We start from the raw sequence: 22090 nt of genomic DNA, 5'->3' as shown, positions 1-22090 counted from the left end.
GCGGTGAGTCTCGGGACCTTGCCACCGTTTCCCTTGTGCTTGTGCAGGCACTATAACCGGGCTCAGCCGTAAAAGAGACGGATAACACACAAGGGGGCGTTGGCTCAGGCTTGGGAGACCGGTGACGGAGCAGCACAAACCGGTTTGTGCATGGACAAGCCCTGAATGACCCCGCCCGGGGCGGGGCAGCAGGGGCGCCAAGGAGGCATACTATGCAATCCATTGCTCGACAAATTGAGCAATTGCCATACCCGCTGGACAAAATTTTACTTGTCGCCCAGGACCTGCTCTGTGCCGGAGTCACAGGTCCCCCCACCAACGAGCAGATAGCGGCTGCATTTGTGTTGGCGCGTGTGGAGCTTTTGCCCCCGGGGTGCGATGTGGTTGAGGCGTGGGAGCACCTGGATATTGAATGGCGGCTCTATGTGCGCCATCTGTGGCAGGATTACCGGCACCTGATCGAAGCCCTGGAAGTGGGTGCGGCACACCAGAAGGATTGAGGGACTCAAAGCCTTCTGCGATCGTCTTGCACAAAATGCAATTTTACTTGTGCGGTGAGCCGTCCACGCCGGGCCCCCGTTTGCCTGATCACTGAGCGGCCGTATTTTATCGAATGACCTCTGTCGTTGAATGGACGGCCCGACTCTGTAAATCGCGCCAGATAGAGTGGCCTCCGGTCGGGCATAGTCCTGCTTGTAAATGGCAAAACCCCCTCGGGGCTGCCATATAAATAAATACTCCTCAATGGTACTGGGCCAGGTTTCTCCCTGGAAAAATGCACATGGCTATTACCCGCCCGGTTCGGATCAGACAGTTTGAACAATAGGGAACAGGGCGCCCATTCTGAAAAGCCACCTCTTTTCTGTGGCTGGCATTTTGGCTATGTGGCGCACTGCAGTGCGAATGCGCCTGTTGTCCGGAACCGGCCAGTATGCATGCAGGGGCTGCTCGGGTTTTGATACCGCACTCCGGCATCGCCATTTTTCATCACTGTCTACAGGCTACTTCTCAATAATGGGACGGTTTTCTTGCCCGTCCCGTGCTGTGTAGGCACTTTCGATGGAGGCGTATTGCGCCCGGCCAATCAATATATGATAATGATTATCATTAATTTTTAAGTCGGTTCCCCGCAGCTCTGATAACAGGGCGGCAAAGGAGGCAGCGTACATGGAGGTCATGGGTTCGGCAAAATCGGGGCAGATTCGCACGCTATACCGTGAGCACCGCCGCTGGTTAACACTGTTTGTCCAGAGGCGCCTGGGCTGTCCCCATAGTTCCGCTGACCTGGTGCACGATACCTATCTGCGTATTCTTGCCAGTGGCGTAGTGCTTGATAGCGGGGACTCGCGCAGGTACCTGGCGCACATCGCCAAAGGACTGGTTGTCGATCGTTACCGCCGGCGCCGTATAGAAAGCGCTTATCTGGAGTATCTCCGCCAGCAGCCGGTGGAGCTGTTTCCATCACCTGAAAACCGGGTACAAATGATAGAAACCCTGGTGGAGGTGAGTGCACTGCTGCAGAGGTTGCCGGAAAAAGTCCGCTTGGCACTGCTTTTGCGCCAGTTGGAGGGACTGAGCTATCGCGATATTGCCAAGCGCTTGCAGGTTTCCATCTCCTCGGTTGAAAAATATGTTGCGCGGGCGCTGCAGGGCTGCATGATGGTAGCTCTTGGAGAGCGGCCTTGAAACCGAAGGGACTCTCTACAGAAACGATTCGCCAGGCATCCGACTGGATGGCACGGTTGTGGGCTGATGAAGTTACAGAGAGCGAGCGCAGGGCTTTTCAACACTGGCTGGGGCAGCACCAGGACAACCAAAAGGCCTGGCGGCAGTTACAGCAACTGCAGGAGAAATTCAAGCAACTGCCTGACCCGGAGGCCGGGCGGGCGGTCCTGATGCCCACCGCACAGCGCAATCGCCGGTTGCTGCTGTGGGCCGGGCTCTCCCTGGGGGTTACCGCCTTGCTTGGCAGCGGCACTGGCACGCAACATCCCAGTGACACACAGGTGTATTTTACCGATACCGGCCAGATCAAACCGGTTACTCTGCCCGATGGTACCCAACTCGTCCTCAATACCAATACGCGGGTATATGCCCGTACTGATCGCCATCGGAGACAGCTGTACCTCGGCGAGGGGGAGGTGATGATCACTACCGCCGCGGGTTCCCGCCCCTTTTTGGTGGTTAGCCGTGAGGGCCGTATCCGTCCGCTGGGTACACGGTTCACAGTGCGCCAATTGAACAAGCAGACACAGGTGTGCGTCTACGAGGGGCGCGTGGCACTGCGCCTGGCACAAGCGGCCGGTGTGCGGGAGGTCGACGCCGGTCACAGCGCTGTTTTTTCCGCGAACGCGGTATTAGTGGCAGCGCAAAATGGTGATCACGCCTGGACTCAGCGGAGACTGGTTGCCACGCGAATGCCTTTGCCCCAGTTTGCCCGCGAGCTGTCAAGATATCGCAAGGGTTTCATCAGAGTCCATCCGCAGTTACAGGGGCTTGTGGTCACCGGCGTTTTTTCTCTGGAGAATACCGACCAGGCATTGCACAATCTGAGCCAGGTGTTGCCACTGAAAGTGCGCTATCTGACACCTTATTGGGTGTCACTCACTCCATCCTGATTCCCTATAAGCCATTCCCCACCCCCCCCCTCTTTTCATGGGATTGATTGTCGGGCCTCCGCATTGATTGTTGGTCGATTTTTATACACTTACAGCAAAGTAGAAATAATTATTATTTTTATTGAGGTTTTTGAGTGCCAGTCCGGTATACCCATCGACACCATCAGAGACAGAAGGGGGAAAGGGTGGTTTTTCCTTTGCGATCCAAAACCAGGCCGCTGGTTGCAGTCTGCCTGACAGGGCTGATCATGCTGATGGCGACGGCAACGCCGCGGCCTCAGGCCGATACAGCCCGTGCCCAACAATTTGATATTCCGGCTGGCGGGCTGGATCAGGTGCTGAATCGGTTTGCCCTGGCCGCCGGGGTTCGCCTGCACTTAAATGCAGCACTTTCCCGGGATATGCGCAGCCAGGGCCTGCAGGGTCGCTACACGGTGGAACAGGGCTTTTCCCATTTGTTGGCAAATACCGGCCTTCGCGCTGAACGGCAGTCCGATGGCGCCTACCGCCTGGCTGTGGCGGCAGGGCAAGGACTGATGCAGATCCCTGTGATTGAAGTGATCGGCAGTGGCGAACGGGGTAGCGATGGGGATCGGGCCGGCTATGACGCCGTATACGATGATGACCTGTCCACTGCCTTCAGTGGCCGCGAAGAGATCGAACGCTACAAGGGCAAGGATTCGGCGGATATTTTCAAGGGCATGCTCAATATCTACAGCGGTGACGCGCGCAATGGTGGTGGTTTGGACCCCAGCATTCGCGGTATCCAGGGGCCGGGCCGGGTGCCGCTTTCCATCGACGGCACCGAACAGGCACTGACCGTCTGGCGGGGCTACCGGGGTATTTCCAACCGCAACTATATCGATCCCAACCTGATTGCCAGCGTGCAGGTTATCAAGGGCCCCGCCATCAGAGCCGATGTGCACACAGCGGTCGGAGGGGGTATTGCCGTCAATACTCTTTCCGCCAGCGACGTGCTGGAGTCCGGCGACACTTTCGGCAGCATATTCAAAGTGGAAGCCAGTGATAATGCCGTTGCCCCCCGAACGCCCACCCTGCTCACCGGTCGGGACTACCGGGATGTTGACGGTTTTCCCCAGGATACCCCGAACTTTCCCTACGGCGATCCCTCTCTCTGGAAGAAGATGGATGACAGTAAAAATGAGAACCTCTTTTCCGGGGAGGATTATGCCTATCGCCTGGCGCTGGCAACCCGCGGGGCGGGCTATGAATTGCTCGGTGCTTATGCCTATCGCAACAAAGGCAATTACTATTCCGGCAGCCGCCGCGCAGATTTTTATTCCGAGCCCGATGGCCCGGAGTTTTCCATAACGCGCATCAATCCCCGCACACTGGCAAACCGGCAGCGCCCCGGCCACGAAGTGCCCAACACTTCCAGCGAGATGGCGTCGGTACTGCTCAAGGGCAAAGCCCAATTTACCGGGGGGCAGAGCCTGGAGCTGGGCATTCGCCATACGGATGCCCGATATGGAGAAATCATGTCCAGCCGCGCCGGCAGCCTGGTTGACAATACCATGGCGCAATGGCCCCTCAGCCAGGTGGATACGCGGGCCTATCACCTGAACTACCAGTGGCAACCAGGTAGCAAGTGGATCAATTTGCAGTCCCGTCTGTGGGCCACCGATACGGTCAGCGACACCAATAGCGCCGGCGGATTTCCCAATTTTGCCAATCCGGTGGAGTCACCGCTGCCGGACGCCAGCCCGATTCTGCGCAATACGGCAGCGTCAAATGCCGCAGAGCACCGCGTAGGGGTTGATATCAGCAATACGATGACACTTACCGATTCCCTGGCCCTTGATTTGTCGGGCAGTTATCAGTACCAAAAGTTGCGCTCCGATGATCAGTACAACGGCATTGTGGATGGCTGGCGACAGTGGCCACGGGCCGGGCGACGGGAGGAGATCAATCTCAGTCTTAAGCTGGATTGGCTGGCAACGGAGTATCTGCACCTAAGCGCCGCTATGCGCTACGTGGACTACTGGACCTTCGACGATTTCCTCGACAGCCGTATCAAGGCGGGTGATGAGCGTTTTTCCACCGATACCACAGTCAATAAGGGGGTGTACCTCAACTACACGGCCCTGATGCAATACACCGAGGAACAGATTCAGGAACACATTGCGAAGGGTGAAGAAGAGATAGCAAATCATGAGCGCTTGATGGAATTGTTTCCCTGGCTCCCACCGCTTAGTGAAGAACGGAAAAAGAACATCCGCGAACATGCCAGGCGTACAAGTGACATACTGGAGAACCGCATTCCGTGGCTGCACGATGGTCGGGGAAGATACAGCCGTGCGGGAAATCCCTGTACCAATGGCCAACTGGCAGCAACTCTGATTGCCGACACCTGCCGTATCGGCAACCAGTTCGAAAGTTATGACGTGCCCATTGTGGCGGAAAAACAGCGTGGCAGTGGCTGGGTGCCCGCGCTCGCCGCCACGGTGTTTTTCTCCGACAACAGCCGTGCCTATGTGCGTTATACAGAGGCGCTGCGCTACCCGAGCCTGTTTGAAAGCACACTGGGATTTTCCAGCACGTTTAATCCTTATACCGACTTACAGCCCGAGCATGCCTACAATTACGAATTGGCCTATATACACAATTTCGAAAATTCTGACTTAAAACTCAGCTATTACCACCATCGCACCGAAGACATTATCGAGCGTAGCGGAATCTCAGCCCTGCAGTTTTACAATATTGAGCAACAGACCCTGCGGGGGCTGGAGTTCAGTGGGCGCTATGACAGCGGGCGCTTCTTTACCGATCTCAGTCTGGCCTACAACCTGGAAAATACCGTTTGTGACGAGAGCCTGGCAATACAGCAAGACCCAAACGGCGAGTTGGAGGATTGCCAGCACGGCGGCTTCTCCGGCGGATACCTGGCGGATCAGATTGTGCCCAAGTTGTCTGCCAACTGGAATCTGGGGGGGCGCTTTTTTGACAACCGCCTGGAAACTGGTGTCCGTATGGTTTATCTGTCGGGTAGCGAGCGCGAGGAATCGCTGGAACGCGCCTCGGTAACCACCTTCGACGCCTATCTAAACTATCGCGCGAAAGACAATCTGAACTTTGAACTGGTAGGCACCAATCTAACCGATATCTACTACATCGATCCTCTGGTGCGCTCAAGTGTGCCCGCTCCGGGACGGACCCTGAAGCTGGTGATGGGCGTGACGTTTTAATTGGGTAAACAATAAGGAGGCAGCAATCGGGCCCTATATTCCCGGGCCCGAATCAAAATGGCTTGGCTGAACGGGCGGCATAGGAGCAGGCCGCAACCAGCCGGGGGCCGGTGCAACGCCGCGCGACCGCGCCGGTACTTTAGGGGTCGCAAAGCTGCCGATCAGAAAGGGTCGGCTCAATGGCGATACCCGAAGGCAACAGCCGAACGGCTTGTGAAGTCAATGCGCCACAGGAAAGTGCTGCAGCCGGTCGCAGATCGGTCAGTGTCCCGAAATACAGAAAACTTCGCGCAGTGGTCACGGTATTTCTGGGTAGTGACCCAAGCGGTCAGGGAAAATCCGCAGGATGGCGGGCATCATTGCAGGCCTTTCGGTAACCAACAACTTGTAATTGTATTGAGGAGATTCACGATGAAAAAATTCACCCTGGCGGCATGCACTGCCGGTACCCTGTTGTTGAGTGGTCTCGGCCACGCCGGCTTCGATGGAACGCAAAGTTACAATGTGGATATCGAAGTGGGCGAGTCCGTGATCAACGGCGGCCCCCACACAGCCGGCAAGGCGGGTATCGGCATTGCGGCCTTCGGTTCCACGCAGTCCAAAGTGGATTTTCAGGGGCTCGTCCTGTCCAGTAGCCAGAGCAACGGCATTTATACCCTGGCCTCCGGCCACGGCGGTGTGGGCGCTTTCAATTTTGCCAAAGTGGGTGCTGGAGACGTCTGGTTTGGGGAGTGGGCCGAGGATATCACCGGTGGCGGTACCAATGACGGCAAGCGCGCAGTCTATTACGTTGGCGACGACCAGGGGACTACGGTACCCACCAGTGGCACTGCCACCTATTCCGTCAAAGGGGTCAACCACTACACTAGCACCCAAAACAACCAGCTCAGCGGCACTTTCACTGCCGATTTTGGCGCACAGACACTGAACGGCTCAATGTCTAATGGCACCTTGGTAATTGGTATCGCTACCAATATCGATCTCGCCACGGCCGGGTTCAGTGGTACAGCAATTACCTCGACTGCCAGCGGCACAGCTACAGGCCATTTTTTTGGTGCTGATGCCGCAGCCCTGGCCGGCATCGCCCAGTTCCCCGGTGCCGATCGTGGATTGGACACGGCTTTCGGTGGCACCAAAGACTAGCGGAATACGGCCGCGGCAAGACCTCGGTTTATTTTTCCCATAGACAAATAAAAATGTACGGCTTTTGGCGGTGGCTTACTTGGTGAGCCCCGCCTTTGTGTTATCGGAACCAGTTGGCTATGGCGTTTTTGGGACAGGTAAAGGGTTTTTATCAAGAATATTGCCCGCATTGGATAGTCATAGTGTTATTGTTTTTTTTCACTATGCCGTCTGTCAACGCCGATGAAGATACTGAATTAAGGCTGCGGCAAAGAAATGTTCTCACCGAACAGAGGCGGGAAGCCTCCCTGCTGGAGGCGCCTGGAGAAGAAAAAGAATCCCAGGAACGGGAGGAGGCTGGGAGAGGGATTGAGCCGGTGGGGAATACGGTGCAGCAACTCGGTTACGCTTTGTACCGGTCGCTGCAACAGCGGCAGTGGGACGCTGTCGACCACTTGCTGCAGCGCTACCTCGCACTGCCCGATCACGACCGAATGCTGGTGTATTATGCCCGTGGCGCCCTCGCCCGCAGGCAGGGAGACTTCATACAGGCGGAGGCTGAGTATCGCGCACTGTTGTCATTGCAGCCCGAATTTCTGCCGGGACAACTGGAACTGGCCAGGGTTTTGTTTGAGAACCATAAGAACGACGATGCCATCCGCCTGTTTCGCCATATAGAAAAAACCATCCCAGAGGCTGAGACGATGGCACAAGGGGTGCGCAACAAGGTTTCGCTTTTTATCCGGGCGCTCGAAGACCGGGATTCCTGGCGGGGATCAATGGCGATTGGCCCCAGCTATATCGATAATCTGAATCAGTCATCAAAAAGCTATCGCTGTTTCCTGCGCGCACCCGATAACAGCTGCCTGATCGACCGTCGAGCGCCTGAGGCGATTTCTGCCAATGGCGTGAGCTTTGATGCTGCGCTCGATAGGCACTTTTCTTTCAACAGCCATCACGGCCTGCAGCTCAATACCCTGTTGTATGGAAAGAATTATAGTGCGCACCAGGCGTTTAATGAGAGTACCGTTGCGATAAAGTGGGGCTACAGCTATCGCAGTGCAGCAAATCAGTACCTGGCGGCTCCCATGTATGAGTATCGGACACTCGGCGATAATACCCTTTACTCCGCCTGGGGTGGCAATCTGCAATGGACGCACCACTTTTCCAGCAAGACCGCCTTGAAACTGGAGACATCTTTCAGGGAGGAGGAATACGAGAAAGACGTTTATGCTTTTGAGTCGGGCGGGCGCGCCTCCATCTATGCCACCGCGTGGCATCAGCCTTTTGATCAATGGCTGTTGTTTGCAGGGCTTGATTACATATCCAAGCAAACGGCCAAACCGGTGAATGCCCGTGTTTCCCGGGGCTTGCGTTTTGGTGCATCGCAAACACTGCAGTGGGGAGTTGAGATAACATTGTTTTGCGCCTTTCGTGAGCGTAAATACGGTGCCTTCAGCAAGTCCTTTGGTACCAGGAGAATGGATCGGGAACAGAATTACAACCTGCTGATCCGGGTGCCAGGAGTCGATTTTTACGGCCTGGCGCCTGGTATCAGCCTGCAATACAGCCGGGTTAAAAGCAATGTGGACTGGCTCTACAGCTATGAAAAGGCCTCGGTCGATATAGTGCTGGAAAAACGCTTTTAAAGCCCCGTTGCCCAGTGAATAGGGATTGTTCCGGTTGCCCAAAGTAGTAAACTCTGCGCTATCTGATGCCGGTTACAAGATACTTTGGTTGAAATTGCATCGACAGCTTCCAAAGGGTATGGCGATAATACTTGCCATAAATCAGAGAGACAGCAGAAACTCCATACCCCAGTCTTTCTGTTCCAACAATTGCTTATCACATCCATAAGGAGTAGTAAGAGAAACCGGGATTCCGTTTTTTTAACCAGTGCCCCTCTGTGGCTAAATAGCATTCATTGGAAACCCCGAATTGAATGCCGCAGGGTAATTTTTTTAAGGATGTCAGAAAACATGCCCTGGAATGGCACGCCAGTCAGCCTGTCTACTTGGTCAAATACAAAATCCCACAGTGCATCTGCCCCTTGAATACCCTGATCGATAGTCAAAAGTCTATATCGATCCCAAATGGTTTCAGCATTTACATATTAAATAGCTTCTTCCCCCTCCCATTCCAGTACTACGTGCGCATCTTGTAAAGGGGCAATTGCTTGAGAGAGCACCTGGAAAAAATCCTGCTCGGATACGACTTTTGATAATTTTGGGAATACTTTTTTGCAGACATTTTTCCAGTTAATTTCACGCAGGGAAAAGGCGCAATAGTAATTGGTAAATGTCTCGCAGAAAAAGTCAAATTCCTGGTTTGAATTGAAGAGGTACCCGGTATCACCGCATTTTAAAAGCCTGTTTCGGGTTTCGATAAATGTATTGAAGCAGCCTTTTTCGTAGGGTTCATATCGATAATTGATACCATGCTCAGCATCCACTCGTCTTAGATGTAAGCCGTCTGCAGAAAGCAACCACCCGTTTTTTAAAAAGGAGGTCATGGAGAAAGACTGGCACTGGGTGATCAGGTAATAATTATCTGTGTAGTCAATATACCGTATGGTATGATTTTCAATCAACATGGCCTTTCCATAGTGGTGACTAAGCCAAAATCCATTCAACTTCAAGTTTATACCTTTAAATGTTGGTGCTCCAAATACTTGTCAGTAGAGTGCCTTGAGGTGGAGAGGTTCATTTCAGGTTGTTGGTTGCTATTATTTCAACGCTGTTAAAGGAAGGCAGCACCATCAAGCCGGTTTGGTGGGCAGATGTGCCTGTAACAACTGCAACATGCGCTCCGAGGGCAGGAACAGGCGGATACCATCACAATGGGTAAGCAGCTCCCTATAAAAGTAGTCAAAGTGGGTACAGCCCAGGATCAGGATCTGTACCCCGCTTTTTACCAGAGCGGCCACCAAATCGTCGAGGGCGTGTTGTTCGATAATTACCTCTGGGGCGAGATTGTCTTCAATATCCTCGACGATCTGCAGGTTGCCGATTCCGATGACCTTGGCCGTTTTATTGCGTTCGAGAATTTCCCTCTCGATATTGGCACAGCTCTGGCAGTTGGCGGCCAGCAAACCGAAGTTGCGATAACGCCGGGTCAGCTCTGTGTACACTTCCAGTGGGGAAACCACTTCGATCGGGGCCGCGGCCTTTACCGCAGCCAGGTCCACGGCGCCGGAGAGGGAGTTACAGTAGATCATAGCAGCCTGGGCCCCGGCCTGGCACAGTTGCTCAATGGCGGTGATCAGCTGCTCGGTAAGGGTGCCGCGGTCGAGCGCCTGTAACTGGGTCTGTGCCTGCGGCGAGGATGACAGGGACAGGCCGACTCCACGCAGCTGGCGCGCTGTGAGGAAGTCCAGTCCAAAGCGGGTATCTGTGGGCGTCCCCGCGATCACCCCAACGGTGGGGGAATTCTCTTCAATAGCATTGTAGGTCAACACGGCAGTTTTCCTCTGTCAACATATTGCGCGCGCAATTGGGTAGTTGTCCGGTGACCCAGCGCCTCCATCGAAGGCCGGTAACCTTGATCGACAAACTGTCGGATAGATTCCACAGGGGCTCCGCTGCAGCGGCGATGCCGGTGCCTGTGGTGTGGGTATAGGGGCGGACAGGCAATACAGGAGGCGCGCAGAGGCCCGGCACACAGATGGGCGATTATATCTCTATTTTGCTTAAAATCCAGTCCGACCTATCGGGCTCGTGCATATTTAAAGGAGAATGTCCTAAAGAGACGTATTTCTTAGTATAAACATCTGGTTATGTATTTTGGCAGCGTTTGGTCAGCGGGCTGCGGAGCCTCTATGATGCACTGCTCTGCCAAACAGCAATCGGAGTGTCTATGTCTCTGCGCTATGCTGTCCTCACGCTTTTGGACATTGAGCCAGGTAGTGGTTACGACCTGAAGCGCCGCTTTGAGCGCAGTGTGTCGCACTTTTGGAGTGCCAGTCACCAGCAGATGTACCGGGAGTTGCACAAGCTGCACCAGGAAGGCCTGCTGGATTGTGTTGAACAGCCCCAGGAGGGGAAGCCGGATAAAAAGCTTTACAGTCTTACCGATAAGGGGTGCGCCGAGTTACGCCATTGGGTAACCCAACCGACCGCACCGCAAAAAATTCGCGAACCTTTTCTGGTGCGGATGTTTGCAGGCCACCACCTGGATCGCGATGATTTACGCAGTGCGCTGAACTCCCAACTGCAGCTGCACAGGGAGGTGCTGAGGCATTACCAGGAGCAAAATGAAAAGGTGCTAAACAGTGACGCTGCCCTGCAAAAGCGCTACTGGCTCGCCCACAGGACTTTGCTGTTGGGGATTGAGGCAGAAAAGACCTGGATCACCTGGCTGGAGAACCTGAGTGAAGAGCTGGAATGAACAAAATACCAACAGCTGCCTTATAGAAATTTAAATCCGAAGAAAAAGAACTCCACAGCCAACGGGGTAAAAACAGTTTTTTGAAAACTTGCAGCAAAAGATTGCCAGGTCAGAACGCTGCCCGGAAGTATTGTTTTTCCTGATTACGATGACCGGGCCCTGGGACCAAGTGTATTACACGTTGTCCCACGCCCCTGTTTATCATTACACACCACAGGCACCAATGCTTAATACTTCTAATAACGATTGTCATATTCGCAAAATACAGATAAAAAGTCTTTAAGCCGCATAAGGTTATTAGACCAATACGCTGTGCGCACATTTGTCCAAAAAGACCGGGGGTAATGCGAGCTTAGCCAGTAGTTGGCTACGAAATACAATTGGCCAGGGTATTGCTGGAACAACGCTATGGCTGTCGTGATGAATATTGTCTCCCATTGGTTTCAACGGAGAGCGGGAATGTATCAGGGGTGCGGGCCGGTATGGGTGCCCGGCAGTTGAGGGTTATTTTAGGCTGGGCAGTGGCAGGTGCGGCCTATGCTTTGCCTTACGGAACCTGTCGGCACAGCTCCAACCAGCGCTCAATACCTGTGCTGCGGTATTTCTGCCGGTGCAGGGCAAAATAGAATTCCCGGCCGAGGTCCCGCTGGGGCACCGGCAGCTCCACCAGGGAACCGCGCTTAAACGCATCCGTCAATGAAACCCTGGACAGGCAGCTGATTCCGAGGCCGGTTTCCACAGCCCGCTTGATGGCTTCTGTGTGTTGCAATTCCAACAGAATATGGAGGTGGGGAAGTAACCCCGCCATTGCCCGCTCAAAAGTCTGGCGGGTGCCGGAGCCGGGTTCTCGGGTGATCCAGGTAGCTTTGAGCAGATCTTTGTCCGTCAGGCGTTTGCGCTGGGTCAGGGGGTGGGAGGGCGCACAAAACACGACCAGTTCGTCGCTGCGCCAGGGGATCATTTCCAGATCCGGGTGGTTGAACTCCCCTTCGATCAGTCCCAGATCCAGCTCAAAGCTGAGAACCCGCTCGGTGATTACCGAGGTGTTGGCGACTTCCAGCTCCACGCGTGTGCCCGGCTGCTCCTCCATATAGCGCGCCATCACACTGGCTGCCAGGTAGTTGCCAATGGTCAGGGTGGCGCCTATTTTCAGGCGCCCCAGATCGCGATGGCTAGCGAGAGTCTGTTCCAATTCCCGAGCCCGTTCCAACAGCTGCTCGGCCCTGGGCCAGAGTTGGCGGCCCAATTCGTTGAGGCGCAGGCGCTTGCCCGTACGTTCAAACAGGCGCAGGGCAAACTGCTGCTCAAACTCCTTGAGAGCGGTGGAGGCGGCGGACTGCGACATGCTCAGGCTCGCCGCTGCGCGGCTCACATTTTCGTGGTGGGCACAGGCGAGGAACACTTCCAGCTGGCGCAGCGTATAGCGCACAGGGGCACCTCCGGTTAATCGTTAAATTAGATAAGGAATATCGAAATATCCCACTTTGCCAATAGATCTTCCAGGGCTAAAATTCAACTACCAAGATACTCATGGAATAACTGGTTTTAAGTTTATGTCCAAATTGAATATAGAGAAGGTGTTGGATGTCCATCACTGGAACGACACACTATTTAGCTTCAAGACCACCCGGGATTCGGGTTTCCGCTTCGAGAATGGACATTTTACGATGATCGGTCTGCAGCAGGACAACGGTCGCCCACTGCTGCGTGCCTACTCCATCGCCAGTGCCAACTATGAGGATGAACTCGAGTTCTTCAGTATCAAGGTGCCAGATGGCCCCCTGACTTCCCGGTTACAGAAGATCCAGCCGGGCGATGAGATCTTTGTGCGGCAGAAGCCCACCGGTACCCTGGTGGCGGATCACCTGCTGCCTGGCAAGCGTCTGTGGCTGTTGTCCACGGGAACCGGCCTGGCCCCCTTTCTGAGCATTATTAAAGATCCCTCCGTCTATGAGCGGTTCGACCAGGTGATCCTGACACATGGCGTTCGCTATGTTTCCGAACTGGCTTATCAGGAGCAGATTGAGCATGAGCTGCCCGAGCACGAATACTTTGGGGAAATGGTGCGTGAGCAGTTGCTCTATTACCCGACAGTGACCCGCGAGCCCTACCGCAATAATGGCCGTTTGACGGAACTGATGCTAACCGGCAAGTTGTTTTCGGATCTGGGAGTACCCAAGCCCAAGGTTGAGGAAGACCGCTTTATGCTGTGCGGCAGCCCGGGAATGCTGAAAGACCTCACCAAAATCCTCAATGACTGGGGATTCAGGGAAACCCGCGCGGGTGTGCCCCACGAGTATGTGATTGAACGTGCGTTCGTAGAAAAATAAGTTGCTAGACTGACTACAGAAAAGTCCCCTTCACAGCGGTTTTTTATCAATGAAATAGCCATTGTGGAAACTATCCTGACCTTGTAGCGTCCCCTTCCATTCTGGCTGGGATGCCCTATTGCCGGGAGTATTGAGGTGAAGTGGTTTTCGTTGGCAGTGTTACTGTTTTCCATTCTCTGGCTGGGTGCCTGTACGCGGGTGCCAGAGGGGGTAGAGCCGGTAGAAGATTTCCAGCTGCAGCGCTATCTGGGCCACTGGTATGAGATTGCCCGCCTGGACCACGCCTTTGAACGGGGGCTGACTCTGGTAACGGCGGACTACAGCCTCAACCCCGACGGTTCTGTGGCCGTGGTCAATACCGGCTATTCGAAAGGACGCGATGCCTGGCAACTGGCAGAGGGGCGGGCCGAGTTTGTCGGGCCCAGGGATGTGGGCCATTTGAAAGTCTCTTTCCTCGGGCCTTTCTATTCCTCCTATATCGTGATTGCGCTGGCGGGTGACTATGACTACGCGATGGTGTCCGGCTATAACAAGTCTTACCTGTGGATATTGTCCCGCACCCCGACCATGCCTCAGGATGTGCTGGAACAGTTTTTACAAAAGGCCCGGGCGATGGGTTACCCTGTTGAGCAACTGATTTTCCCCAAGCAGGAAGCCCAACCGGGCAACAGGCCCTCAGCGCAATAAGGCGCGCTCCCGCCACCAGCTCAAGCACACCAGTACCAGCAGAATCAGGGCCGGCCAATGTCGCGCGATAGGCACCCTGGCGGAATGGGTATTATCTATCGGCCCCAGGCGCGCGGCAGCCATCTGTCGGGTCTCTATTGCACTCAGGGATTGCTGCCAGAGAGGCCAGTCGTCTTTGGCAAAGATATAAAAATCGAATGGCGGTTCTCGGCTATTTTTAGTCTTTAGCTGGTGCCAGCCAGAATTTCGAGCCCAGAAGTTATGGCACTGGCCCTGGGGACTGCCATTTGCAGCGATTCCGTCGACAGATAGGGGCTTATCCTGAGAATCAAACAGCAGTGGGTGCTTTTCAATAAATTGTGGGCTACACAGGGTGATGCGCTCCTGCGCGCGCGGCAATGCACCGGAGAGTGTTATCGGCTGCTGTGTTCCCAGGTGCTTGAGCTGGTAATCGAAGATGGATTTCCACAGACTGGTGAACTCTGTGGCAAAGCCACTGGTGAGCCAGCGGTGACTGTCGCTGAACAGGATAAATCCCAGGTGCTGCGTGTCGGTCGAGCGGCCCCAGAAAAGCGGATTTTCCCGATCACCCAGTAAAAAATCACTGGGACCTGACTGCATTGCCTGAAAGCCCAGCGGGCGCAGGGAGGGGGTAGTCGGGTTGTCCGTATTTTGATCGTTAAGGTCGGTGAAGCTGTCTGTATCCGGCTTTGTATTTTCCGCCTTTTGCAGTGGCATGGACTGGGCGGCGCTGTAGTGGAGAAAGGCTTCAGAGGCATCGCTGCGGACTAACCACAAGAGCGATTTTTGTGAGGCTAATGCGCTAAGCTGTTGCTTTTGCTGCGGGCTCAATTGTGGCCACAAGTCGCTATCGAGAATCAGCAGGTGGAAGGGGCTTGTCACAGCCATTAGTTCCAGTGATCCGATAGATTGCAACCCGTTTAGGGTCTCCTCTCTGACTATCTCAGGGGCCAACTGGGTCACCACCTGTGCCGCAACACCGGATTGGCGCAGCCAGCGGGACAGTGCGGCCGACTCGAAAGCGGGGCGGGCAAGCCATAGCAATACCCTGGGTTGGCGCGGCTCCTGTACCACGATTGGCAGTGGATCGAAGCGGCTTTCGCCCGCAGCGTTTTCAATTTGCACCCGAAAGAGCTGGGGACCGGTGAGTTTAGGGGTGGCACTGAGTTGTGCCTGCACTTTCTCCCCAGCTTTTAACTCAAGGCTCTCTTCGATATCGCCGTAGGGATTCACCAGGGCAAGTCGTGCGCTTTCAGCCAGTGGTTGTTCGCTGTGAATTTGCAATTGCAGGGCTTCACCCAGGGCGATTTGTCGTGGCCAGTGGAACCCCCAGCCTGTATCGGAAACCTGCAAATTCGACAGATCCAGGCGCACCGGGGCCAGGTCGCGCAGGGCGTCGCGACCTGGCGGCACACCACTCAGCGAGATATTTTTCACTCCGGCGAAAGTGACCGGTAACGCACCAGCCAGATCCTCACTGTCGAGCTCTATATGGCGCCCGGCTGTAACTAATGCGGGGGGTTGCCAGAGCATCCAGGCACTGAGCCAGATGGCCAGTTGCAGGCCATAATCCAATGGCTTGGCGCGGCGACGGCGTTGCAACAGGAAAATTGACGCGGTACAAGCCAGCAGGCACAGGCCGGGTATTACAAACGCTATCACTGTTTGTGCTCCCCTTGCTTGTGCAGCCAGCGGCTGAAATAACTATTTTCTTCAGCCTGCAAAGGCAGCGAAGGGGCCGCCTTGGGCTCAGGTAACAGCCGATAGAGCAGCCGGATAAGAGAATGTCGGCAGTCGGTACACTCCGGTTGCTGGTATCGCTGCTGGTATAAACGCAGTTGTTTGGAGAACTCCAGTCCGATGTCTGCCGCCTGTGTTGTGGCAAGTTCGTTTACCTGTTGCAACAGATCGGTGTCAAGGCTGGCACTAACGCGTACCTGCGCCATCAATGCGAGTACCTGCGCTCTTTGTGCTTGTTCGAATTCATGACTGACGGCCTCCGGGACGGCTTCTGACCGATCGCCACTGAGGCGGCGATTCTCGTCTAACGGCGGTGCCTCAAAGCCGACTCTCTGCAAATAAATACGAGAGGCCTGCTGCACTTCCTTGATAAAGCGCAGGGCCCGGTGTTGATGGGGCAGGGAGGCCTGGGGTTCGATCACCGACAGGTCGCGCCAGGAGCTCCACATGGCATTCAGCGCACTGCGCAGCAGCTCCTTGGTTTTCGGATCAAACAGGGTGGCATGCTCAGAGTTATCGTGGAGGTGGCCGACCGAGGCCGCTATCCGTTCTGCCTGTTCGAAGTGGGAATCGCGCTGTGGGAAGGGTGCGGCGGTTTCCTCGCTGTGAGCCTGGTGCTCGTCGTGTTCAGGGTGATGGTGAACATCATTGTGTGCGGCTTCTTCTTCACCGTGTTGATCGCTGGTGTGCTCAACATGTTCCGCTTCCGAATCCTCCTCACCGAGAAAGCGACCGTAACGCATGCGCAGCAGGTTTTGTTCATAGGCCAGCCCTTCTGAGCGTTTGCGAAATACCTCCTGCTGTAGCTGCTCCCGCTCGGCGAGCAGGGCTTTGGTATCAATAATCAGCTGGCGCTGGCTGCGAAAATATTCCGGCAATACCTTGATTGCCATACCTTCGCTGTCGCTCAGACCAAAGATTTCTGCCTGCGGCCAGCGCAGGATAAAATGCTGGCTCTTGGCTACATTGGCACTGGGCTCACGGTTATCTCTGGCTTCCAGGTACCAGTAGAGTTCATCGCCGGCCTGCATGGAAAATTGCTCAATGGGCAGTGTGAAATCGTAGAGAGCCTCTTGACCATTGGTTGAAATATTTGGCTGCAAACTGGCAAGCGGAATGCGCTTCTCGCGAAAGCGTAAATTTTCCCCGGTGCCACTGGCAAGGGTGACGAATAGATCCACTGAACTTACCTGGTAATCGTCTTTAATCAGGACTTTCACGGGAATGTTGCTGCCACTCCCGTGAATCTTGTCAATACGCAGGCTCGGCGCTTCAAAGGCAAACTCAGGGGCTTTGTCTTTTTGCACCTGGATGTTGTAAATTCCCGGCAAGAGTTTTCGAGTACCCGATAGCTGCACAGAGAGCTGGTAAAAGTCTGTCTTATTCACAGTGCGCTGTAACTGCCATTGTTTGCCGGGCACTTCCCCTTTTGGGAGAAAGACAAAGTGCTCCGATTCCGCCAGCATTTCCAGGCTGTCTATTGGTCTGTTGAATTCAATATGCCACTGTACCCGGGCCTGCTCCGGGACGTTGATTTGCAGAGATTGACTGTGTATAGCGAGGCCGGTGTAGGCGGGCGGTTGAATACGGGTTTCTGCGCGCGCTATTGCCAGTTTTTCCGTCGCAGTACGGGTTGCGTGTTGTTGAGCCGGGTTGGGTTTGTTCGTTGTGAAAACGGTGTCACTGAAGATAAATAACAACAATCCCAGGCAGGCACCAACGGCATGAGCCAGGGGACTGCGCAAGCGTGGTGGACCGAATGGTGTTTTATCTTTGTCTCGCAATACTTGCTGCAGCTGCTTATCAATACGCTCGCGTTGCAGCTGCTGAACTGGGCTCAGATCAGATTTCGGTTGCCAAAGCAGCTGACTGCTGTCCTGCAGTTGCGGTAATTGTCGATCCAACTGGCGGCATAACTGTGCCTGGGCAGGGTGCCAGCAGCGATCCATCAACAGTGCCCCCAGCACAATGCTGAACCAGGCGGGCAACAGCCACTGGGGCCAATTGAGTACGAAAACTCCCACGCCGGCCAGCAGGCCGAGTACAGTGCCCAGCCAGAGGTAAGGCTGCAGGGCTGCCAGTTGCCAGCGCCTGTATACAGCGTTAATGGTTTGCAGGCCCTTACCCATGGTGTGTTTCACCGCTGTTTCTGTCTGCCGCATGCGCCGGAGGCTGCGTCAGGGCAAGCAGGCGTTCAAGGGCCAGCAATATCAGCAGGGCGGCTATCAACCAGGATTGCAGTGGCTCGCTGCGGTGACGTTCGACAGCGCTGTCCGTCACAGGGATGCCTATCGCGGTATTGCCCGACCACTGGCTGCGGTTGCGGTGTTGCAGAGGCCAGTCCTGAGCAGACCATTGTTGCCATAAATCGTCAGGCAGGTTTGCGCGGCGATAAAATTCTGCGCTGTGCCAATCGCTTCCATAGCGCAGCCAGCTTCCCCGGCCGACGGGAGCAGCTTGCACAAGGGGGTTTCTATCCACGGTGGCAAAGTTGAAGTTGTCAGGGCCCTGAGTGTGCTTATCGGTGATCAGCAAGCCGCCGCTGGATACAAAATCCATCACTGTCTGTGGTAGCGGCGTAGAGCCCGTGTAAATCAGCCAATCCGTTTGTTGGGCCTTGGGCGCTGCTTCCGGTTCCAGGGTTTTTACTGATAACTGCGGCATGGTATCCCGCCAGTCCTCCAATACTGGTGTCCACCAGCTGGGTGCTTTCCCCATCACTGCGATCCGCGGCAATATCGGGCTCTGTACTGTGGAGGGCCTATGCAAGCTGTGCCACTGCCAATGGGGGCTGATTTGAAGTGCACGATGGGATGCCGGGAAGGTATCGTTTGCCAACAGGATATGGGCGCGACGCAAATCGGCGCGATGGGACAACCGGGATAGGGTTTTCCACAGGTCTGTATATTGTGGTGGGGGTGAGGTTATCTCAGCTGTTTCGGGGGATAACCACAGCACTTTATGCTTGACTTCTGCCAGCTGTGGCAGGGAACTATGGATAAATGCATTCGCGTCTGCTGCTGCAAGTCCGGGGTCTACCAGAATCACCGCCTCTTGGGGGTACAGTGCCCGCTTGATCAACGGCTGAGCCAGCAAAAGGACCAGTAGGGCAACAAGTAACAGGCGCAACAACAGCAGCCATTTGTTATCCACCACAGGGCGGCGCGCGCGACTCTGTGCATATCTTTGTATCCACTGCACCGCAGCAAAGGAGATCTGCTGTGGGTTACTACGTCGCAGTAGGTGGATGGCAATGGGAATAGCCAGGGCAGCAAAAAGCCATAACCACTGTGGGGACTGGAAAAAGAGGTTTATCCACAACATCTCAGCACAACCTGCCGTGGTGCTGGATAAACTGGCGCAGGGATTTTTCCACAGGCTGTTCGATAAAATCGGTCTGCAATACACACGCTTTAGCAGCAAAGCGCGCTTTTAGCTCACCTTGTGCTCGGGCAAAAGCAGTCAGGTAGGAATGACGCTGCCGCTCGGCATCTACCTCCAAAGCGACCGGGCCAGTGGAATTTGCTTCCGGGTTGAGTAGCTTCAGTTCCCCCTTAAAAGGGAAAGTCTGCTCCGCTTCCACCAACAACTGCAGTGGCAGACAGGGGCGGCCGGCGGCGTGCAGGCGGGCTGCGAAATTGCTGATCTCATTATCCTGTTCGAAAAAATCACTCAGTAGCACTACTTGGCAGGGGCGCTCGAAATGCTGCCATAGCGGAGCCAGTTGGGATTGATCCGGCCAGTGATGACTGGCATCGAGCTGCTGTAATTGCAATGCGATCTGACGTTGGTGACTTTCGCCTTGTCCTTCGGGTATATACCGGGTTTGTTGATTGTTGATGGCCAACAGGGAAAAACTGTCACCCTGGGCGTCGAGCAGCCAGCACAGGCTGGCAATCCAGCATTTGGCGTAATGCAGTTTATTGAGACTGGGTTCGACAAAGCTCGCCTGACCCAGGGAGGCGCTGGTATCGAGCACAAAGCACACATGCATGCGGCTCTCCTGCTCGGTCTCGCGCACATAGTAGCGATCGCTGCGGGCAAACAGTTTCCAGTCGATATGTCGGATCGAATCACCTGCTTGATAGCCGCGGTACTGGTGAAACACCAGACCGGTGCCGCGGCGCTGACTGTGCTGAACGCCGAGCATCACGCCCTCGGCGATATGCCGTGACAGCCATACCAGATCGCGACAGCTGGCCAGAGTTTTGGGGGGTATCAATACCACGGCACTCAGTCCCGGCCGGGCTCCGGCACCGCGGATACCAATTCGTTGATCAGTTGTGGCATCTGGATACCATCTGCCAGGGCCTGGAAGCTGAGGAGCACCCGGTGGCGCAGTACTGGCAGCAGTAGACAGCGGATATCCTCGCGGGTAACGGCGAGGCGTCGCTGCAACAGGGCGCGGGCCTTGCTGGCGAGAATCAGTGCCTGGCCCGCACGGGGGCCGGCGCCCCACTTGATCCACTGTCGCAGGATATCGCTAGCGCTTGTGTCGGCGCGGGTGGCGCGCACCAGTGTCGCCACGTAGCGGTACAAATCGTCGCTTACATGAATTTCCCGCACCAGTTTCTGCATTTCAAGCAGTTGCTCTGCACCCAGGATGGGGCGGGGTTTGATCCTGGCGACGCCGGTGGTGGAGCGCAGGATTTCCACTTCATCCCGTGCATCCGGGTAATTGATCTGGATATTCAGCAGGAAGCGATCCAGCTGTGCCTCCGGCAGTGGGTAGGTACCGGCCTGCTCAATGGGGTTTTGTGTCGCCAGCACGAAATAGGGATCGGGCAATACCAGCGTTTTACCGCCCACGGTGACCGAGCCCTCCTGCATGGATTCCAGCAGGGCCGCCTGGGTTTTCGGTGGCGTGCGGTTAATTTCATCCGCCAGCAGAATGTGGGTAAATACCGGGCCGCGCTGGAATTTAAAAAAGCGCTTGCCGGTGCTGTGATCCTCCTCAAGTATCTCGCTGCCGAGAATATCCCCGGGCATCAGATCCGGAGTGAACTGTACCCGCTTGAAATCCAATGCGCTGGCATCGGCGAGAGTTTTTACCAACAGGGTTTTACCCAGCCCCGGTACTCCTTCCAGCAGGGCGTGGCCACCGGCAAGCAGGCAGATCAGCATCTGCTCTACCACGGGCTGCTGGCCGACGATCACCCGTGCAATCTCCTGTTGCAGGTTGTTCAGACTGTGCAGTTGTTCTTCGATGGTGTTTTCCAGACTCTTCAACATAGTCAGCTCGTCAGTGCGTAAATAACAATATTCACCGCAAATTTTGTATTATCGATGGCGAGCCAGCGTTTGTTGCGGTAGTCGTAGTCCCATTCACAGCCAAAATCCTTGTTGCTGTAAAGTATCGCGACGCGCCCGTTAATTACGAGGGCTTTCAGATAATCGTGTACCAGGTCGTCCCCCCAGCCATTTAACTCAAAGCTGGTCACCGGCAGCTCGTCGAACTGGAAAAAACAACGGTAGAGGTCGTGATCGTGAGGCAGTTTTTGCAAGCAGTCATTACCAAACAGCTGGGCCATTTGCGCCTCGAAGGACTTGGCAAAGAGACCGTCGATATCGTGGTTACAATCGTCCACAAACACAAAACCACCGCGGTTCACATAGTCGCGAAAATTTCTCGCCTCCTCCGCAGTGAACTGTACCAGCTTGTGTCCGGCCAGGTAACAAAATGGAGCCAGCAGCATTTTCCTATCAGCCAGTGGCACTATGTGCTCTTTGGGATCGACTTTGAGATTAGTGTATTCCACCAGGGAGTTGAGCAGATTGGAGGGCATACGCTGATCCACATCCCAGTCACCGGACTCGTACATCAGGCGCGTGAAATAAAAATCGTAATCTGCCCGTGCGTTACCTGCTTCTGTATGTTGCGCACGCGTGCCCAATGGCAGTGCTGCGGCACAACTGCCCAGGATCAGGTACTGGAGAAAAGCCTTGCGGGTCAGGGGCACGGGATAACTCTATGACTGCG

The 22090-nt window shown here is 55.0% G+C and carries 18 protein-coding genes; 9 read left to right on the top strand and 9 right to left on the bottom strand.

What is annotated here, in order from left to right:
* The first annotated feature begins 212 nt into the window (after positions 1–212).
* The 6 genes from M8T91_RS16625 (at position 213) to M8T91_RS16600 (ending at position 8595) form a co-directional block, all read left to right on the top strand.
* Entirely contained in the window at positions 213–500 is a 288-nt protein-coding gene (locus M8T91_RS16625) for a hypothetical protein (protein ID WP_301415329.1), read from the top strand.
* Positions 501–1167: 667 nt separating this feature from the next.
* Entirely contained in the window at positions 1168–1686 is a 519-nt protein-coding gene (locus tag M8T91_RS16620) for a sigma-70 family RNA polymerase sigma factor (protein WP_301415327.1), read from the top strand.
* Entirely contained in the window at positions 1683–2618 is a 936-nt protein-coding gene (locus M8T91_RS16615) for a FecR domain-containing protein (protein WP_301415326.1), read from the top strand. Before M8T91_RS16620 ends, M8T91_RS16615 begins: the two co-directional genes overlap by 4 nt.
* 197 nt (positions 2619–2815) lie before the next feature.
* Positions 2816–5824: a TonB-dependent receptor gene (locus M8T91_RS16610; RefSeq protein WP_301415325.1), complete on the top strand. Its 3009-nt coding sequence runs from the start codon at positions 2816–2818 to the stop codon at positions 5822–5824.
* Positions 5825–6235: 411 nt separating this feature from the next.
* Positions 6236–6967, top strand: a complete 732-nt coding sequence (locus tag M8T91_RS16605) for a Slam-dependent surface lipoprotein (RefSeq protein WP_301415322.1) — start codon at positions 6236–6238, stop codon at positions 6965–6967.
* 182 nt (positions 6968–7149) lie between these two features.
* Complete coding sequence (locus M8T91_RS16600) at positions 7150–8595, top strand: surface lipoprotein assembly modifier (protein ID WP_301415320.1); 1446 nt, start codon at positions 7150–7152, stop codon at positions 8593–8595.
* 464 nt (positions 8596–9059) lie between these two features.
* On the opposite strand, the gene M8T91_RS16595 is transcribed toward M8T91_RS16600, so the two are convergent.
* Together M8T91_RS16595 and M8T91_RS16590 are read right to left on the bottom strand one after the other, a co-directional pair.
* Complete coding sequence (locus M8T91_RS16595; protein ID WP_301415318.1) at positions 9060–9539, bottom strand: S41 family peptidase; 480 nt, start codon at positions 9537–9539, stop codon at positions 9060–9062.
* 165 nt (positions 9540–9704) lie between these two features.
* Entirely contained in the window at positions 9705–10403 is a 699-nt protein-coding gene (locus tag M8T91_RS16590) for an aspartate/glutamate racemase family protein (protein ID WP_301415316.1), read from the bottom strand.
* 398 nt (positions 10404–10801) lie between these two features.
* On the opposite strand from M8T91_RS16590, the gene M8T91_RS16585 reads away from it, so the two are divergent.
* The gene (locus M8T91_RS16585; protein ID WP_301415315.1) at positions 10802–11332 is read left to right on the top strand and encodes a PadR family transcriptional regulator; all 531 of its coding nucleotides are present in this window, start codon (positions 10802–10804) and stop codon (positions 11330–11332) included.
* A 547-nt stretch (positions 11333–11879) separates the two neighbouring features.
* On the opposite strand, the gene M8T91_RS16580 is transcribed toward M8T91_RS16585, so the two are convergent.
* Complete coding sequence (locus M8T91_RS16580) at positions 11880–12761, bottom strand: LysR family transcriptional regulator (protein WP_301415313.1); 882 nt, start codon at positions 12759–12761, stop codon at positions 11880–11882.
* A 124-nt stretch (positions 12762–12885) separates the two neighbouring features.
* Here M8T91_RS16580 and M8T91_RS16575 point away from each other — a divergent pair, with 124 nt between their 5' ends.
* Both M8T91_RS16575 and M8T91_RS16570 read left to right on the top strand, forming a co-directional pair.
* A complete protein-coding gene (locus M8T91_RS16575; protein WP_301415311.1) occupies positions 12886–13662 on the top strand; it encodes a ferredoxin--NADP reductase in 777 nt (258 codons plus the stop codon).
* A gap of 135 nt (positions 13663–13797) precedes the next feature.
* The gene (locus M8T91_RS16570; RefSeq protein ID WP_301415310.1) at positions 13798–14349 is read left to right on the top strand and encodes a lipocalin family protein; all 552 of its coding nucleotides are present in this window, start codon (positions 13798–13800) and stop codon (positions 14347–14349) included.
* Here the strand turns inward: M8T91_RS16570 and M8T91_RS16565 are convergent.
* Genes M8T91_RS16565 through M8T91_RS16540 form a run of 6 tightly spaced genes read right to left on the bottom strand, consistent with a single transcriptional unit; the run spans position 14338 to position 22070 of the window.
* Positions 14338–16032, bottom strand: a complete 1695-nt coding sequence (locus tag M8T91_RS16565; RefSeq protein ID WP_301415308.1) for a small ribosomal subunit protein cS23 — start codon at positions 16030–16032, stop codon at positions 14338–14340. The genes M8T91_RS16570 and M8T91_RS16565 overlap by 12 nt on opposite strands.
* The gene (locus M8T91_RS16560; RefSeq protein WP_301415306.1) at positions 16029–18251 is read right to left on the bottom strand and encodes a hypothetical protein; all 2223 of its coding nucleotides are present in this window, start codon (positions 18249–18251) and stop codon (positions 16029–16031) included. The genes M8T91_RS16565 and M8T91_RS16560 overlap by 4 nt, the downstream gene beginning before the upstream one ends.
* A complete protein-coding gene (locus tag M8T91_RS16555; protein WP_301415304.1) occupies positions 18232–19434 on the bottom strand; it encodes a BatA domain-containing protein in 1203 nt (400 codons plus the stop codon). Before M8T91_RS16555 ends, M8T91_RS16560 begins: the two co-directional genes overlap by 20 nt.
* A gap of 1 nt (position 19435) precedes the next feature.
* The gene (locus M8T91_RS16550; protein ID WP_301415303.1) at positions 19436–20338 is read right to left on the bottom strand and encodes a DUF58 domain-containing protein; all 903 of its coding nucleotides are present in this window, start codon (positions 20336–20338) and stop codon (positions 19436–19438) included.
* 5 nt (positions 20339–20343) lie between these two features.
* Positions 20344–21342, bottom strand: a complete 999-nt coding sequence (locus M8T91_RS16545) for an AAA family ATPase (RefSeq protein WP_301415301.1) — start codon at positions 21340–21342, stop codon at positions 20344–20346.
* A gap of 2 nt (positions 21343–21344) precedes the next feature.
* The gene (locus tag M8T91_RS16540; RefSeq protein WP_301415299.1) at positions 21345–22070 is read right to left on the bottom strand and encodes a DUF4159 domain-containing protein; all 726 of its coding nucleotides are present in this window, start codon (positions 22068–22070) and stop codon (positions 21345–21347) included.
* Positions 22071–22090 lie beyond the last annotated feature (20 nt).

It is taken from the genome of Microbulbifer sp. MI-G (assembly GCF_030440425.1).
GTDB lineage: Bacteria > Pseudomonadota > Gammaproteobacteria > Pseudomonadales > Cellvibrionaceae > Microbulbifer > Microbulbifer spongiae.
This window is presented reverse-complemented; position numbering and strand designations above follow the sequence as displayed.

Coding starts and splice junctions, on each gene's coding strand:
- M8T91_RS16575 (WP_301415311.1), top strand. CDS start 12,886: ATGTCCAAATTGAATATAGAGAAGGTGTTGGATGTCCATCACTGGAAC.
- M8T91_RS16595 (WP_301415318.1), bottom strand. CDS start 9,539: ATGTTGATTGAAAATCATACCATACGGTATATTGACTACACAGATAAT.
- M8T91_RS16555 (WP_301415304.1), bottom strand. CDS start 19,434: ATGTTGTGGATAAACCTCTTTTTCCAGTCCCCACAGTGGTTATGGCTT.
- M8T91_RS16545 (WP_301415301.1), bottom strand. CDS start 21,342: ATGTTGAAGAGTCTGGAAAACACCATCGAAGAACAACTGCACAGTCTG.
- M8T91_RS16625 (WP_301415329.1), top strand. CDS start 213: ATGCAATCCATTGCTCGACAAATTGAGCAATTGCCATACCCGCTGGAC.
- M8T91_RS16620 (WP_301415327.1), top strand. CDS start 1,168: ATGGAGGTCATGGGTTCGGCAAAATCGGGGCAGATTCGCACGCTATAC.
- M8T91_RS16605 (WP_301415322.1), top strand. CDS start 6,236: ATGAAAAAATTCACCCTGGCGGCATGCACTGCCGGTACCCTGTTGTTG.
- M8T91_RS16585 (WP_301415315.1), top strand. CDS start 10,802: ATGTCTCTGCGCTATGCTGTCCTCACGCTTTTGGACATTGAGCCAGGT.